This window comes from Alteromonas sp. 5NS40-0096 (genome assembly GCF_057544385.1).
The window spans coordinates 346,450-361,916 of sequence record NZ_BAAJLQ010000005.1 but is presented as its reverse complement, the minus strand read 5'-3'; the positions used below and the strand labels follow the sequence as shown (position 1 = coordinate 361,916).

The window sequence follows — 15,467 nt, the reverse complement described above, 5'->3', positions numbered from 1 at the left end:
CTAAAAATGAACGTACATAAAAAACGCTTAAGTCACATCCCGCTACGTGGGCTGGTGGGACAAATACCCACTGCGGCTTCGCGATTTTCGCACTGTGCTTTTGCCCCTTAGCTTAAAGTTAGGTATCAATGAGTCAAAAGGACAACGCTAAAATTTATCAACAAAAAAGAGCTAAGTTTGTATTAATTATTAAAACTTGCTTTGCTCTGTTTGTCATTTTGGCCTTGTTTGGAATTGCAATGGACACCAACTCATTCTGGTATTTTTGCCTTTGTGCATTGCCAGTTGTTTTAGCTATGTATGTGCAACTCACTCTAAACACATGTCCAAAATGCGGAACTTCGCAATTTCAATACATAGAAATTAAAGGCAAATTGGTCAGAAGAGAGCTTTGGGACTTAGATCCATCACAGTGTCAAATATGCAAAGAAAGATTAAAATAAATCTAACAAAGCGCTCAAGGCACTCGCTCCGCTCGCTGGGAGCAAAACACTTGAAGGCTTCGCCTATTTTGCCACGCGTTTCGCCCCCTTAGCGTAAAGTTATATGCACTTAAGAAACCTATGAAGTTTTTAGACAAGTTAGTAGAAAGAAAAATAAACCGGCATAGCTTAAGGTTTAAAGTAATCTATCGCGTGTTAGCTTTTTCGGTAATGAGCCTTGCTTTTTACGCTGGGCATGTTGGAAACAAAGCCTTATTTATTGGATGTGTAGCGGCTCTCTTCATTTTGTGGATTATTATTAATGTTAAAGCCAACAGTTAGTCCAGAGTGCAGTGCATATACCGAGCCAGCTAAAGTTTGGCTCGGTTCCGCTTTGTTACATAGTTTAGCCAAACATTATCAGCCCCTTAATGGGGCGTTATACGCAGTAGGAGTTTTATGTCATTTCAGTTTTCGGGTTTCTTTGTTAAAAAGAGAGTGCCACGTGACATCAACAAACATAAGGATGTTGAAAAAGTAGTAGCTATTGATGAACCCTTTTCCGGTGTTGGCATTTCTGTTCCTAAATTCATCTCAAAAGATCCCACTCAAGACGAGCTTCTTGCCCTTGCCTCAAACCTAGGAATTACGGATGGGCTAGATTGGATGTTTATTGTCTACGAATGCTTTGGCGGTCAAATAGACTATTTGTTTGGTTATCAAAACAAAAATTCACAAACTTTCGGGCCAGTCCAAGACTCCGCATTAGATACAGTCGAGAACTCCTACATTGAGTTTATGCACAACTTTGGTGTTGGAAAGAACAAGGCTATAAAGTTTGTCCCATTCGAAAGAGGTTATTTTGAGTAAGCATGCGTATAACAAGGCGCTCAAGTCGTTCACAACGTTCACTGGGACAGTAACGCACGGCGCCTTCGGCATATTCGCCGCATGTCACTGCCTCTTAGCTTAGCGTTAGGTGCCGCACTAAATGGAAACTGCAAACGCTTTAAGATTTACAAAAATTATTGATGAACTATTGGTCAAACAAACTAATAGTGGTTACGAAAGAGAGTTTAGTAGCTTGTTGGAATATGCTTGTGGTAGCCTTTTTCACGACATTAGAAAAGGTTACTGGTACGACGGCGTTACTGAAATGCGAGTTAGCAAACGTAAACAAAGACAACTCGAAATTAAAGGTCAAATGTGGGTGGCTCAAGACTCAAACAGGCAGTGGCAAGAACCTTTGTTCGCTAGAGTCACTGACAAACGTATAACCAAACAAGGCGTGTGGCTTAAAGTTAAAATTGGAGAATACGAGGCAGATGGAGAACTGCGTGATGTACTGTAGCTTTTGGGTTCAGACACCTAACAAACCTATAAACACACTCGCTTCGCTTGCTGGGACGCATACTTGCTGCGGTTTCGCCATTTTCGCAGCAAGCATTCGCCCGTTATCGAGACGTTAGGTTTCGCTATGAAGTTTGTAATCACTTTAATATCTTTATTTTGTATATCCACAAGTGTTTGGTCTTGTTCTTTTCCCATGAGCGGAGAAAAATACAATAGGCAAATAGAAATTATTAACACTAAAGATAAAGGTGTTTATAAATTCGTTATTCCTTCCGAAATGGAGGGGTTAGATGAGTTAGAAGTTTATTTGGTTTACTCACCTAAAAATGCTGAAGGTTTCAAGTTTATGCAAGAATCTCTAAAACTTGATTTTGAGGTTAATGATGGTAATGCTGTAGGAACTTTCAAAGTGGTGCAAAAAGAGAATTCATTACCTTTCTTGCATGTTATGTGGTGGCCCGAATCCGTCGGGTTATGTGGAATAGCGGCAAGTAGTGACATTATTGGAGAAAGCAATACCTAACAAGTCGCTTAAAGTGGACGCAAAACAGTTGGTTTGCGCTCATTCTTCGCTAATTTTAGCCAACAATTTTACGCCCATTAGAGAGGCGTTAGGTGCTATGGTTGATGGGTAACCGTTCAGGTTTAAAACAAAAAATAATTGAAAGATACACCATAGCAATAATTTTCTTAATTGGGGCTTGGATAGTCGCCCTAGCCGTCTGCTTTGGAATCGATTTATTTATTAGCTTTACTTCTGATTCGCCTGGCTCAGGCGCAGGCATTTTGACTTTTATGTTTGTTTTCATATCCGCTGGGAGCATATGTGAGCCATGGTTCAGCATGCTGTTTTCTGGTGAAGAAGATGTATATTTAATTTTGCTGTATGCCTCAGTAACATATTTATTTAATGCCCTTTTGTTTTCTTTGTTTTTAACGTTGGTTCCTCTTGAAAAGTTCCGCACCTAACAACTCAATAAACGCACTCACTTCGCTCGCTGGGAGCAAAACACGTTACATCTACGGCTATTATGCCACGCGTTTCGCCCCTTAACTTAAAGTTAAAAGCAACTGTAAAAGGAGTGACCCTTGTACCAATTGTACTATTATCCACTGAATGCCAGTATGGCTCCGCACTTTATTCTTGAAGAGTTAAAAGCTGATTTTGAATTAATCACTGTAGATAGGAAAAGTAACGCTCAAAAATCTCAGGAATATTTAGCTTTAAATCCTGCGGGAAGGATCCCAACGTTGATTGATAATGGGTCTGCTATTTTCGAGAGCCCTGCAATCTGCGTTCATCTAGCAGAAACAAATCCATCTTCAAACTTGATACCTGAAATAGGCTCTCAATATAGAGCTCTATTTTTTCAATGGATGATGTATTTGACTAATACTGTTCAAGCTGAATTGATGGTTTACTTTTATCCTCAAAAGCATACTAAAGATAGCAAAGGAGCTGAGTGTATAGTACAAGCTCAGGAAGAAAGGCTAACTGGAATGTTGGAATTGCTCGACAACGAGCTTGAAGGTAAAAGTTATTTAATTGGAGACTCTCTCAGCGCCTGTGATTTTTTTCTGTTTATGCTGTCTATTTGGTCAGATGAGTTAAAAAAACCGCCTTTATCATTCAAGAATTTATCTCGCTACCTTAAAAAACTAGCTAAACGAGAGTCTATTATACGAGTTTGCGAAAAAGAAGGTTTAAGCCTAAAGGATTATGAGTAGGTTGCTTATAACTAGGCGCTCAACAGGACGTTTAAAGCTAGGCTCGTCTCGCTGCGCTCGTCATTTTAGCCTAGCATCAAACGCCCATTAGCTTGGCGTTAGCTACCAAGGAATAGAAATGGAGTTCTTACCCAGATTACTTGCTTCAAAGTTTGATTCACTCAAAGAAACATCTACGATAAAGTTATTTGCGATGTTCTTTGGTGCATTTGCTTTAATATTCGTGGTTTCATCAGTTGGAGACTTTGCTGCTAAGTTCGTATTTCCCATTTTAGTGGGGGTGCTTTTTGTATTTTTCTCTGGAGTTGTTTCAGCCCAACACTTCGCAAGAAAACCATTTGTTTCTTATCACCCCATATTTGTGCAGTTATCTGCAACAAAATGGTTTAATTCATTAGCTAGTGCATTGTTGGTCATCCGTAACTATTTTGTTCTCGTGATCATTCACTTAATAGTGTTTGTTGCAATTCTGGCAATACTCTCTCCATTGGTGCTTTGGTATGGTAGCTAACAAAACGCTCAAGTCGCAACCCGCTGCGCGGGCTACTGGGACAAATATACAGTGCGGCTTCGTTATTATCGCATTGTGCTTTTGCACCTTAGCTTAGTATTAAGTGCCAAGATGAAAAAGGACTTTCAATATCTCTTATCTGACATCACTATTTAAATAGATCCAGAACATGGACCTATTTTAAATTTGGTCGACTGGGATCATCGCGATTATATCGAAGACGTTTTAATCGAAGTTTTTGATATTGAATACGATTATTGTGTCGAGCATGATGATGACAGCATAACGTTATTTTTTACTGACAAAGCCGACCTTGATGCTCTACTCTCAACAGTAAAGGTAATTAATGCGTTCCATAAATCAGAAAACAGGGAGTTTGATTTACCAAGTGACACCTAACAAACCAATAAACACACTCGCTGCGCTCGCTGAGCCCCTACTTGCTGCGACTCCGCCATTTTAGCTGCATGTATGTGCCCCTTAGCTTAGTGTTAGGCATACCATGAAAAAGTTTGAAGATGACATTGAAAACTGGATCACAAATAAGTTTCCCGATGCTCAAAAGGCAAAAGAAATCATTGAGCCTATATTGGAAATTGATACTGCCATTGATCATTCACGAATAATTAGAAGCGCTTTGTATCTTTCAGTTAGTGATTATGATTCGTTGGTAAGTTATACAAACAAAGCGCTGGAAGATCCTCGCAGTGTTGTATGGTGGGCAGAATATGACAATCGTGATGTACAAAAGCGAGATTTTAGTTACGGCTTTAATAAACAAAAGGCGTAGTTCGGCGTATAGTAGTGCCTAACAAGCCATTACAGTACCGGACTGCTAACAGCTTGCTCGGTTCCGCTCCGCTTCAAAATTTTAGCAAGCTATTATCAGCCCCTGAATGGGGCATTATACGTATTGAGATTTCTGATGAATCCAGCAGTTGCAGTTTTAGAAACACACTTGAAAGCCCTTGAGAAAAAATCAGATTTTCAGTCGTTAGAGGAAAAAGCAGAACATATAGGCTTAATTATCCAAATTAAAGATTCCATTGCTCAGCTCAACCTCTGTGATAAATATGGAATTACAGGTAGTTCTTTAATCAATGTATTACCTGAAACATCATCGGTTGAACATCAATTTGTTGTTGCTTATCAAAATGAATCAACTAACCCAGAAAATTGGCAAGAAGTCTTTTTTGATAATAGACAAATATGGTTTTCGTCAGGTGATCTTGTAGTGCGCAAATAAAATACGCATCACAAACCAATAAAGCGGGACTGCTAACGCTTGGCTCAGTTTCGCTTCACGAGCATAGCCAAGTATTATCAGCCCCTTATCGGGGCGTTAGGTGACTAAGGAATGCGAGAAGGAATTTTCACTTATCGGTCAAACATTTCACTAGGAAAAGGTTTTACGAAGCCCTGGCTCAAAGTAAAATCATTTATGGAAAAGTCTGCAAATAATAGCCTACCTTCAAGGGTCGCGATAGAGCTTGTCCATGCCTCGAATCTACCAACACAGTTTTTTAATACTGAAAGAGAAGTTCTGGATCGCAAGTATGAAATCTATGGATGGAACTATCTTGGAGATTGGCATTCACATCAATGGGTTATACCAAACTCAGATTTATCGTCTACCCTATCTCGATACGAACAATTCCGACCTTTTCCCAAACAGGAAATTAGTCCGGCGAGACTCAATATTAGAATTGATTTCGAGCTCATCGATAAAATGGGAAAAGCTCTCCCTTTCCAATCCACTGTGGATTATGGTCACTTTGTTAGTAGGGATAGGATAGCTGAAGAACTTGGGCTATCAAGAGCAAATATATACCTTTCGGAAAATTCAACTATGGAACTATTTTTGTGCGTTCCATTTGAGAGTATGAGTTCTGAATTTCTATCACAAGTAGAGTTTCTAAAAGAAAACGCACAATTTAAATTCAACTCAAAAATGTGGAAATACTGGGAAAAAACAAAAAATGGTAAAAGTTATAAAAAACGAAAGGTGGTTATATCAGCATGAGGTCGCCTAACAAGTTAATGAACGGAGATTATCAGAGCATGCCATGCCGCTTGCTTTCGCGACCGTCACGCCATACCCTGCTAACTCGTTATTAAAGCGTTATCCCTAAAGGGTGTTTAATTGAGAGTTTACCTAGTTATTTTTCTTTTATTGTTCAGTGGTCCGGCATTTTCGGCCAATGTTAAGGGTATTTCGAATAAGAGTCTCAACGAGTATTTTAAAGGTAATCTAGACTACGAAGCTTTCTTCTTAAATTTAAAATCAAGCTTGTTATCAGGTGATAAGCAACAGGTAGCGTCGCTAAATTTGTATCCGATACGAGTTAATTATCCAAACGGTAGCGTTTACTACGACACCACAGAGCAATTCATTGAAAACTACGACAGTATTGTTACACCGGAAATGCTGACAAGAGTTAAAGAACAGCAGTTTAAAAACTTATTTTATAATTATAATGGACTGAATATAGGGTTTGGAGATATTTGGTTTAGTGGCATTTGTACGGATGGTGATCTTTGCAAAGAGCGTAAAATAAATGTTTGGGCTTACAGTGTGCTCTCTGTAAGTAAAAAGTAGGTATAACAAACCACTGTAGACACTCGCTGGCGCTAGTTGGGCGTTAGTGTTCACAGGGTCAATTTCTCGCACGCAAGCAATTAGCCAACAAAGGGACTATCATGGAAAAAGGAAGTAGTAACTACAATCAAATCGTGTCTTTCGCTAGAGAGCTACCCTTCGAACTAAAGAAACAGTTCGGTTGGAGTAGCTTCTATACAAAAGAGCAAGTGCGGCTGGCAATTCTTGAGACGTTTACCTTTTTAGGCAATACAAACGACTGGTCGTTTGAAAATGTTTGTTATGCTTTTGCAATGTATTGTACGCCTCACGAATTTGAAGACTTTCAAGTCGAGTATAATGAACGTCGAAACTATATCGAATTGAGAAAGGACATCACCGAAATATGTTTTGACAACCATTTCGAATTTACTTTCTCTGACTTAGAAGAATTTGCTTCCCATGATAGCTCTTCTAGTACCAGTGAGCTTGGTGATGCTTTTAGTGATGCAGGAGGTGGTGACTAATGACGGCTAACAAACCAATCAAACTCACTCGCTCCGCTCACTGGGACAATTCCTCGCATATGGACCTGATATTCTCGCATACAAACAATTGCCCCTTATTGAAGTGTTCGGTACATAAATATGGTCTTCAAAATCTAAGACAAAATTAACTATTTTTGATATTTGGCTCAATTTTATTGTCGGTATTGCGATGTCGTTGGGTGGGCTCTTTTTATTTTACTACTACAATATTTGGACTAAACGGCAACTTAATAATGCTGAGTCATCACTTATTCGTGGAACAGCGTTAGTCTGGTTTATCGGTTTTGGTATTTCATTAACGGGTATCGGTATCACTTACGTTTTTGGTACTGTATTGTTTAGTTAATATTTTAGTCAACAACCAAGTGTACCTAACAAGTCCTTAAACGGGGCAACTAAAGCTTGGCTCCTGTCGCTGAGTTCCTAATTTTAGCTAAGCCAATTATTTGCCCGTTAAGCGGGCGTTATGAATAGGTCCAAAATGAGATTATTTCTACTAATTGCGTTAATTATAAAGTCATCGTTTTTGTATGCTGGAGATGATATTACATGTGATTATGCGTATGGATATAAATATGAGCAGAAAGGAAAAATATTTATTTCTAGAGCATTTTCCGAGTATAGAGAATATTTCACTTTATGTGTGGATGAAAAGGAGCATGATTACTTTATTATTCTTGAGCTGAAGCCACAGAAAATTATGTCATCTAAATATATTGACCCAAAAAGAAAATCTAATTCTGTAGAAAAAATAAGAGATCATACCAATAGATATTTGGCGTGGGTTTTATGGTTAAATCATGCTACTTATACGGAGCTAAAGCAGGACTTTAGCAATCTTGAAAAAACACTAATAAGTGATGATATAAATGGTCTAGATGGGTCAACTTGGTGTCTAGAAAAGAACGAAGGAAAAGAGTGCGTATGGACTCCAACTCATGAACCAAAAAAGAGAGGGTATCGTCATTTTGTCTTAACGGGCGAAAAGCTTTGGAAGTTGTTCGAAAATGAGCTGAAAAATGAAGAGCTATACTAAAATTCATAACAAGGCGGTAAAGCGGGACGCTAACACATGGGCGGCTGCGCCATTGTTGCCCATGCGTTATAGCCCGTTAGCATAGAGTTTTGTTTTCACAAGGAATCGAGATGAATTTGTGGATAGCAATATTATCACTATTAACTGGCTGCCTTATTTGCAAGCCTATGTTTAGCTACCTGTTTAAAGCTGTAAGTGGTAACGCTGAAAGTTTCGATAAAGGTTTTAAAAAAGAGTTTCCCGAAGATTCCGCATACTACAAAAGTTTTGGCGGTCGCCAAAAGATGAAGCATTTCCCTGATGAAGCAGTTGAAGACTTCGCAATGGCTAGTTTTGTTGTTTTAATATTACCTTTAATACCATCATCTTTTTTAGCTGTTGGATTCTACTTTTTATACAGCTGGCTATGGGGCATGGTATAAAAGAAAACATAACAAACCAATATAGCGGGACTGCTAACGCTTGGCTCGATTCCGCTTCGCTGCACACTATAGCCAAGCATTATCAACCCCTTATTGGGGCGTTATACGGCGTCATCGAATGAATAGAACTAATTACAATAACCTCAAACTTAGCGTAAGAATGAAGTTCCTGTTCATTACTTTCGTCATCTTCGTTATTAGTGCGTTTCCAATTGCGGAGTTTTATTCTTTTTTATCAGAATACCTCAGCATAGATCCTGACTCGCCTCTGAAAACCCAAGAAAATTCAACTGAATTTATTGTGTATATGATAGTCGTTTTTGTACTTTCAGTTTGTCTATCCACTGTAGTCGTTACATGGTTAATAGCGAAAAGATGTGGGTACAATATGCAGCAATGTATCGACTATTTTTACCGCTACGAAAACTTGCCAAAGCACTGGTTAAAGCGTTAGTGGTAGCGGTATAACAATCACATTAAGTCGCTTGGTATTATATGCCCATTATGCGGGCCGTTAGTTACACGAAGGAAGAGTAAAGATTAAAAGGGAATATTCAGTAGAGCTAGGTAGTCCATTTCTTAAAGAAAGAATTTGGTTTACTCTCAATAAATCAATGTTTCAAACTTTGATTAAACGACTTGCAACGAGAGAGAATCAACTTCGGCAAAGCCGAAGGTCTTCATTTATCTTGTATCGTTGGAAACGATTATCAGCTGTCAGACTATATCAACATCGTTTTGGCTCTGTGCCTGAGTTATTAACAAAGAGAGCACTGCCAAATCTTAATTCATACTATATCAATAATGGTGTTCATGTTTGGCCTTTAAATTCGTAGGCTATTTGGGGTTGTGTAGCTAACAAACAACTGTTGGCGCTCTCTACGTTCACTGGGACGGTTATTCGCTGGCTGTGCTAGTCCCTCGCAAATTTAAGCCAGCAATTAACCTCCCATTAAGTGGGCTTTGGCACGAGGTTTATGTCAGATTCATTCGATAAAAACTTCCATCAGATTGTTGGTTCAAAGCTAATAGAACTTGGTTTTGAGCAAATAAAGTTACAAGGGTGTATGTGCCCAGAGTACCTTTTTTACAAAGGACCACTTTGGTTTTCTTTGAGTTGGGATTGGAGGGATCAGTACTTAGATGTTTCACTAGGAAAACTATTCTGGTTTAAGGATGTTATGAGGCGGGTTGTTGTGATCGGTGATTAAAGTAGTTACGATCATCAAATTTCCTCGAAAGCGATGAACAAACTAGGTAGTGATACCGCTGTCTTTAAAGTTATTGCAAACAGTTTGGATAACGCACTTGCCATTTATGACAACTGTTATGCAAAAATATTTGAAGACTTCCGTGTAAGCAGAAACAAGGCAAATAGAGTTAATATGGATGATTACATTGGTAAAGAGGTTGTGTTAAGTGATCTTAACAAATTCAAAGCCTAACGAACCGATAAACTCACTTGGCTAACTGGGACAATTTCTCGCATGCGGCGCCGCAATCCTCGCATGCATGCAATTGCTCTTTATCGGGGCGTTATACCTTACAGGGATCTCATGTTTAAAAAAGCATTGTTAATTTTAATGATTTGTTCTCCGATTCATTCATACAGCTCAGACATGAACTGTGAAAACTTTCATTTTGGAGAGCTTTGCAGAGTCTCGATAATCAACTTGATAGCTTCCCCAGAAAAATATGATGGCAAGTTTGTTGAAGTAGATGGTTACTATAGATACGAATTCGAGGTAAGTGGTTTGTTTTTAACTCAAGAACACAGCATTGCTTCATCTTTTTCTAACTCGATATGGATTAGTTTTGGTGACACAGAGTTGGATCATTTCAACTGCAAATTTCCGGAAAATGCGGATCTTTGTAATCAATTGCTCCAGCCTAAAGACGCAAGCGGGCAATTTGTCGGTGTTATTGGCAAATTTAGTAAATCAGACCGTGGGCACAGGGGGATATTCCAAGGCTCTATCAATCAGGTCCAAGGTTTTTTCAAAAAATGATATTAAATTACGCAAGGCATAACAGCGTGCTTAGTTTGTCTCCGTCGGTCACTGGGACAATAACACTATGGTACTTCGCACGTTACCCTTTAGCTTAGTGTTATGTACCAAGGATGAATCTATGAAATACGTTATTTTTTTACTGTCGTTTCTATCTACCGGGTTGTTGGCCAATCCTAGCCCAACAGATGCTTTTAGTATGGAAACTACAGCTTGTTTTGGCACATGCCCTGCGTATAGAGTTGACGTCTTCTCTGATGGAATAATTGTCTATCGCGGGGATGCCCATACTAAACTAGTCGGTACATATCGGCTTCCTAGCAATTCTGATCTTTTTCAAAGAATCCTACGTCTTCTCGATGAGAGCAGCTTTCAAAAATTCCGCGATGATTATGGGTGGGCCGGAGAGGGAGAAGAAAATCCGTGTAGGGAAGAATGGTCAGACCTTCCTAGCACAGTTATATCTTTAGAGTTTGCGAGCAATATAAAAACAGTACATCACTACCATGGCTGTAAAGGTTTCGATCGGGAAGAAGAGTTAAAAGCTTTAGAGAAAACACTTTTTGAACTCATAGGGCTCAGTGACTATGTTGGCAGATAACAAACCACTAAAGGCTATCGCTTCGCTCATTGGGGCGTTAAATGGCTAACATGAAAGCAGTACTTGTATCAACTGAAGGACCCTATCTTGAGGCCGTTCTAGAAATAGATGGGCAACATTATTGCGTAATGGATGAATTAACCTTAGATGTGGACGTCATGCCAAAGGCTGGCGAATGTTTTGAAATTGAGTTTTCAAATTTACTTGATGAAGATGAGAGTTGGGAGTCTATCTTCTGTTCAAACCCTGAGAGGAAGAAAAGTATTGAGCAAATTGAAGGTTGGAAATACAGGGCGTTTGGCCAAATTATTTCCATAGATCCAGTCAAAGTCGATTGTGGGGTATTAATTGAAGAGGATGTAATTGATACCCATGATTCAAAAGTAATAGGTAAGTATGTTGGTTTTACAATCAGTAGGCTTGGTGCTTATGCCATTTAAAAAGGCGATCCAGAGGGTCACATCTATGTCGCTCCTTAGCTGAGCGTTAGAGATCAAGGAGGAAATATGGAAGTTAATTACATTAATTATTCATTGGGAATGAAAGGTCAGGTAATTGATAAAGTCTTTCTACCTTATCGAGAAAAGGACGGAACATTTTCGATGTTTTCAGAAACGCTCCAATTTAAAAACAAGAGTGACAAAATTCAGAAAGCCGAAAATAAAGTATCTAATATTCGCACAGTCAAAAATGCTGTGAGCCTATTAAAGCAAGGTGTCTACAGGTGGAGGCTCAAAGAATACGAGACAGGACAAGTGAACATCTTCAAACCAGAACATATAGTGATTCGCGAGCTATGAGACCTAACAAACCAATAAATACATTAAGTCGCTTCGCTCCAAATTTTTGCCCACGCAATACTGCCCGTTATTGAAAAGTTAAACCTCACCGAAAGAATGGAGTCAATATGAAATCAATTTTATGGTTATTTTTAATTTTGGTTAGCTTTGGTGCATACACGTCAGAATCAGAACTAACACCTACAAAATCGAGATTATATGATGTAGGTGGATTTAAGCTTTATCTTGAGTGTTATGAAAATGATAAGCCACAACTGATACTAGAGCAGGGTTTTGGACGTTCAGGCTCAGATGGCGTTTGGCTAGAAAATATAAATCGCTTGAAAGACGACTTTAGCATTTGCTTATATGACCGCGCAGGATTAGGAAAAAGCGAAAAAGGTACCGTTCCATTCACTGTAGATGAAATGGCAAATAGACTCAGGAAGTTACTAAAAGTAGCAGAAGTAAAGCCACCATATTATTTTGCTGGTGGTTCATATGCCTCGTATATTATCAGTGCATACAACAATCTTTATCCACAAGAAGTTTTAGGCGCTGTTCTTATTGATCCGCCACCATTTGGATATTTTTATACAATGGGTACTCGATGGCCAGAAAACTTTAAAACAGATAATGAAAAATTAGAACGCCTTTATAATTTCGAGCAAAGCGTTCACGACCCCATGTTTAAAAAAGTCCCTGAAAATGTTGACCATATGAGAAGCTATAAAATATTAACTGATGCCTCAAACTTTGGCGACAAGCCAATAATAGTTTTACGTTCAAAGCTAACAGGTAAAAGAAACGATCCACCATTTGTTCCTGATGAAATAGCTTACTCAATGGATGCTTTATACGCTGGTGCAGAAGACTATTTTAAGAGCTTATCTACCAATAGTCGTGTCGTTTATTCTGAATCAGAAAAGCACCACTTACACATTGCTGACCGTGATTTGGTAGTTAAAAGTATTAAAGAGCTTGTTAGTCAATGAGGCTCAACAAGGCGCTAAAGGCAGATTCGAAACAGGTGGCTCGGTTTCGCTTCACCTCTCAGTATAGCCAACTATTACTTTCCGTTTAGCGCGGCGTTATGCCTACCAAAATGTACGAAGGAAAAGGAATTAAATAATGAATGAATTTATGGGAATGGATTTGGACTCATGGAGAGCACTTACTGCCGTGGGAATGTTCAGTGCTGTATTGTTGTGTGGGTATAGGTTGCTGTGCCTAGTTGACCTAATGCGTCGAGAGTCGGATAAGCTCACGGGCAACAACAAGTTAATTTATGCCGTTTTAATTGTCCTCATCCCGCTGGGTATTGGTGGTTGGTTATATGAATTCGTCGTTAAAAACAAAACGGTTTCGCCAATATTTTTATTTCCATTTAGCATTGTTGTTTATACATATATTTACGGCATGCTTCATATCTGGCCAAATGCGACACAGTTTAATTTTGACTACATTGGTTGGTAGGCCTAACAAACTGTTTAACCGGCCCCGAAATCGCTGGTTAGGTTCGCTTCACTCCCAGTATAGCCAGTGCATTTGGGCCGTTTAACAAGGGTGTTATGCATTTAAATAAACTTACAATTCGCTTGTCTATTTTACTTAGCTGCATACTAGTTATTGGCATTATCTATTTTTTGAATCTCGGCTTTTCCAAAAGAATGGAGAATGGTGTTTGCGTATCGGGCTATCCGACTTTGTATAAAAGATCTGATCCTATTTCGTTGGAACAGCTTCGAACATTGATGAAAGATTCAAAGTACACTAGGAAAGAGTTTTATGTCATTAAAAGAGCTTTTCAAGAGGGGGATTCGATTCTTGAACTTGAAACAAGTAAAGATGCATGGGATGGTCTTTATGGTGCATGGGGTTATGGGTTAGTGCGTGAAGGATGTATAGTCCATTTTGTAGCTATCATTGTTAGTTAAAAATGTTGTGCTCGATTTTAGAACCATCAATAAATTTATTGCTAATCCCACTACTTTGAATTCGAAACGATAAATTCAACAATAAGAATTTGGGATTATTGTCCAATAATGTTATCCGGGCTTCGGAGAATAGGATACCTAACAAACGCAGACACACTCGCATCGCTCGCCAGGGACAAAAAACACGTAGGGTCCTTTCGCTTGTTACTATAGCCTACGTATTTTTGCCGTTATACTGGCCTTTCAGTTCCAAGGAAAAGGAGTCATTTTGAACAGAATATGGATTTTGATCTTACCTCTCTTACTTACGGCTTGTGGGTATGAAGATGATGGTGAGTACCAAAAGTCAGGTTGGTTTTTAACGAATTATTCGCTCAAATTACCGCAAAAGGATTTTGCCTCAAATCGTGAATACAGTTTTTCTATTAACGGTTACGATTCCCATGGGACATCATTTCTTCGCGTGAGAATATCAAATGGCAATCCAGTGAATTTTCACGAACTAGATACAGTTCTCGAAGTAAGCATAATCGGTAAAAACAATGTCACATATTTCTATAGAAACTCACCACTCAATGCACACTATTTAAGAATGGTTGAATTAGGTGAGGCCCAATGGGCAAATGAATTTGAATGGAATGCGCGTTATAAGTATTCAGAAGAAAGGCTTAACAATAGAGCTGTTGCATTCGACCCATTCTCTGAACCTATGAAATCATCCGAAGTGATGTACACCCACAGTTTTCCTTCTGGTACTAAAAACTATAGAGTTAGAGTGAAGATCGGTAATGTTCCAGAAGAATATGATAACTCGAAGATTTCACTCGAGTTTATTTCCGGTTGGAAATAAATTATGGCGCAAAAGCCTCACAGAGCGTTCAACGACCAACGCATCAAGACGTTGCACACGAGCGCATTCACGTGGGCTGCTCTGCAGTATAGGCCAATTTTCTGCCTTCTTTTTTTAAAAGTTATACTCTAGTGGGCCAATCAAATGAGATGGTATTTTTTAACATTTATTCTGTTCAGTTTTGAGTCTTATTCAATCATGTGTGGTTCCCCAAACTACGTTGAGAAAACACCTTCTGGGTCAACCGTACTCATCGGTGAGTTTGATTCCATTGTTAAATCATATATTGAGACGGAAAATTCAGAGGTTTTAGCTAAAGGTAAAGATACATCTTATCCCGTAACCGTTGTGCGTTTTATAAATGCAAAAGCGATTAAAGGTACTTCAAAAGAATCTTTCTACGCAAAATTTATAACAAATGGAGGAATGAATAATTGGTTTCCCAAACCTCCAGATATAACTGGTAGCTACTATCTTCTCTCATTTAAACCGGGCGCAGAGAGTGGTAGCTTAAGCGAGCCATTTCTTGTAGGTCCGTGCAATTTATATAAACGCATATAACAGATCGCTATCGACGCACGCGGGCGTGTTGAAAAGCAAACAACTGCAAATAAAAGGAGTTAAAGTCGAATTAAATGCTTTTCTTTGGAGTGTTTTTACCATTTAAACAAAAAACACCCAACACAGACTTTA

26 protein-coding genes are annotated in these 15,467 nt (G+C 38.8%); all 26 read left to right on the top strand.

Annotated features, from left to right (window positions below):
• The first annotated feature begins 128 nt into the window (after window positions 1-128).
• The 26 genes from AC27G9_RS16760 (at window position 129) to AC27G9_RS16635 (ending at window position 15,335) form a co-directional block, all read left to right on the top strand.
• Complete coding sequence (locus AC27G9_RS16760) at window positions 129-443, top strand: hypothetical protein (RefSeq protein ID WP_487075623.1); 315 nt, start codon at window positions 129-131, stop codon at window positions 441-443.
• Between the two features lie 438 nt (window positions 444-881).
• Window positions 882-1,292, top strand: coding sequence for a hypothetical protein (locus AC27G9_RS16755; RefSeq protein ID WP_487075622.1), 411 nt, complete (start codon window positions 882-884; stop codon window positions 1,290-1,292).
• Between the two features lie 121 nt (window positions 1,293-1,413).
• Window positions 1,414-1,773: a hypothetical protein gene (locus AC27G9_RS16750; protein WP_487075621.1), complete on the top strand. Its 360-nt coding sequence runs from the start codon at window positions 1,414-1,416 to the stop codon at window positions 1,771-1,773.
• A gap of 126 nt (window positions 1,774-1,899) precedes the next feature.
• Window positions 1,900-2,298, top strand: a complete 399-nt coding sequence (locus tag AC27G9_RS16745) for a hypothetical protein (RefSeq protein WP_487075620.1) — start codon at window positions 1,900-1,902, stop codon at window positions 2,296-2,298.
• Window positions 2,299-2,402: 104 nt separating this feature from the next.
• Window positions 2,403-2,744, top strand: coding sequence for a hypothetical protein (locus tag AC27G9_RS16740; RefSeq protein WP_487075619.1), 342 nt, complete (start codon window positions 2,403-2,405; stop codon window positions 2,742-2,744).
• A gap of 120 nt (window positions 2,745-2,864) precedes the next feature.
• Window positions 2,865-3,503 carry a glutathione S-transferase family protein gene (locus AC27G9_RS16735; protein WP_487075618.1) on the top strand — a complete coding sequence of 213 codons (639 nt, stop codon included), beginning with the start codon at window positions 2,865-2,867 and terminating at the stop codon, window positions 3,501-3,503.
• 118 nt (window positions 3,504-3,621) lie between these two features.
• Window positions 3,622-4,014 carry a hypothetical protein gene (locus tag AC27G9_RS16730; protein ID WP_487075617.1) on the top strand — a complete coding sequence of 131 codons (393 nt, stop codon included), beginning with the start codon at window positions 3,622-3,624 and terminating at the stop codon, window positions 4,012-4,014.
• 186 nt (window positions 4,015-4,200) lie between these two features.
• Complete coding sequence (locus AC27G9_RS16725; RefSeq protein WP_487075616.1) at window positions 4,201-4,413, top strand: hypothetical protein; 213 nt, start codon at window positions 4,201-4,203, stop codon at window positions 4,411-4,413.
• 103 nt (window positions 4,414-4,516) lie between these two features.
• Window positions 4,517-4,804, top strand: a complete 288-nt coding sequence (locus AC27G9_RS16720) for a hypothetical protein (RefSeq protein ID WP_487075615.1) — start codon at window positions 4,517-4,519, stop codon at window positions 4,802-4,804.
• A 135-nt stretch (window positions 4,805-4,939) separates the two neighbouring features.
• Window positions 4,940-5,260, top strand: a complete 321-nt coding sequence (locus AC27G9_RS16715; RefSeq protein WP_487075614.1) for a hypothetical protein — start codon at window positions 4,940-4,942, stop codon at window positions 5,258-5,260.
• A 111-nt stretch (window positions 5,261-5,371) separates the two neighbouring features.
• Window positions 5,372-6,037, top strand: coding sequence for a hypothetical protein (locus tag AC27G9_RS16710; protein WP_487075613.1), 666 nt, complete (start codon window positions 5,372-5,374; stop codon window positions 6,035-6,037).
• 120 nt (window positions 6,038-6,157) lie between these two features.
• Window positions 6,158-6,613, top strand: coding sequence for a hypothetical protein (locus tag AC27G9_RS16705; protein ID WP_487075612.1), 456 nt, complete (start codon window positions 6,158-6,160; stop codon window positions 6,611-6,613).
• Between the two features lie 101 nt (window positions 6,614-6,714).
• Window positions 6,715-7,119: a DUF6559 family protein gene (locus AC27G9_RS16700; RefSeq protein WP_487075611.1), complete on the top strand. Its 405-nt coding sequence runs from the start codon at window positions 6,715-6,717 to the stop codon at window positions 7,117-7,119.
• Between the two features lie 502 nt (window positions 7,120-7,621).
• The gene (locus AC27G9_RS16695; protein ID WP_487075610.1) at window positions 7,622-8,176 is read left to right on the top strand and encodes a hypothetical protein; all 555 of its coding nucleotides are present in this window, start codon (window positions 7,622-7,624) and stop codon (window positions 8,174-8,176) included.
• A 110-nt stretch (window positions 8,177-8,286) separates the two neighbouring features.
• Window positions 8,287-8,598, top strand: a complete 312-nt coding sequence (locus AC27G9_RS16690) for a hypothetical protein (protein ID WP_487075609.1) — start codon at window positions 8,287-8,289, stop codon at window positions 8,596-8,598.
• 118 nt (window positions 8,599-8,716) lie between these two features.
• On the top strand, window positions 8,717-9,052 hold the full coding sequence (locus tag AC27G9_RS16685) for a hypothetical protein (RefSeq protein WP_487075608.1): 336 nt from the start codon (window positions 8,717-8,719) through the stop codon (window positions 9,050-9,052).
• Window positions 9,053-9,842: 790 nt separating this feature from the next.
• Window positions 9,843-10,043: a hypothetical protein gene (locus AC27G9_RS16680; RefSeq protein ID WP_487075607.1), complete on the top strand. Its 201-nt coding sequence runs from the start codon at window positions 9,843-9,845 to the stop codon at window positions 10,041-10,043.
• A 111-nt stretch (window positions 10,044-10,154) separates the two neighbouring features.
• A complete protein-coding gene (locus AC27G9_RS16675) occupies window positions 10,155-10,607 on the top strand; it encodes a hypothetical protein (protein WP_487075605.1) in 453 nt (150 codons plus the stop codon).
• Between the two features lie 121 nt (window positions 10,608-10,728).
• Window positions 10,729-11,208 carry a DUF6438 domain-containing protein gene (locus AC27G9_RS16670; protein WP_487075604.1) on the top strand — a complete coding sequence of 160 codons (480 nt, stop codon included), beginning with the start codon at window positions 10,729-10,731 and terminating at the stop codon, window positions 11,206-11,208.
• 41 nt (window positions 11,209-11,249) lie between these two features.
• Window positions 11,250-11,648 (top strand): hypothetical protein, encoded by a 399-nt coding sequence (locus AC27G9_RS16665; protein WP_487075603.1) that lies wholly within the window; start codon window positions 11,250-11,252, stop codon window positions 11,646-11,648.
• A 66-nt stretch (window positions 11,649-11,714) separates the two neighbouring features.
• Window positions 11,715-12,008, top strand: coding sequence for a hypothetical protein (locus AC27G9_RS16660; protein ID WP_487075602.1), 294 nt, complete (start codon window positions 11,715-11,717; stop codon window positions 12,006-12,008).
• Between the two features lie 107 nt (window positions 12,009-12,115).
• Window positions 12,116-12,982 carry an alpha/beta fold hydrolase gene (locus tag AC27G9_RS16655; RefSeq protein WP_487075601.1) on the top strand — a complete coding sequence of 289 codons (867 nt, stop codon included), beginning with the start codon at window positions 12,116-12,118 and terminating at the stop codon, window positions 12,980-12,982.
• A 136-nt stretch (window positions 12,983-13,118) separates the two neighbouring features.
• Window positions 13,119-13,463 (top strand): hypothetical protein, encoded by a 345-nt coding sequence (locus AC27G9_RS16650; protein ID WP_487075600.1) that lies wholly within the window; start codon window positions 13,119-13,121, stop codon window positions 13,461-13,463.
• 95 nt (window positions 13,464-13,558) lie between these two features.
• A complete protein-coding gene (locus AC27G9_RS16645; protein ID WP_487075599.1) occupies window positions 13,559-13,924 on the top strand; it encodes a hypothetical protein in 366 nt (121 codons plus the stop codon).
• Between the two features lie 268 nt (window positions 13,925-14,192).
• Window positions 14,193-14,774: a hypothetical protein gene (locus AC27G9_RS16640; RefSeq protein ID WP_487075598.1), complete on the top strand. Its 582-nt coding sequence runs from the start codon at window positions 14,193-14,195 to the stop codon at window positions 14,772-14,774.
• A gap of 144 nt (window positions 14,775-14,918) precedes the next feature.
• Window positions 14,919-15,335 (top strand): hypothetical protein, encoded by a 417-nt coding sequence (locus AC27G9_RS16635; RefSeq protein WP_487075597.1) that lies wholly within the window; start codon window positions 14,919-14,921, stop codon window positions 15,333-15,335.
• Window positions 15,336-15,467: the final 132 nt, after the last annotated feature.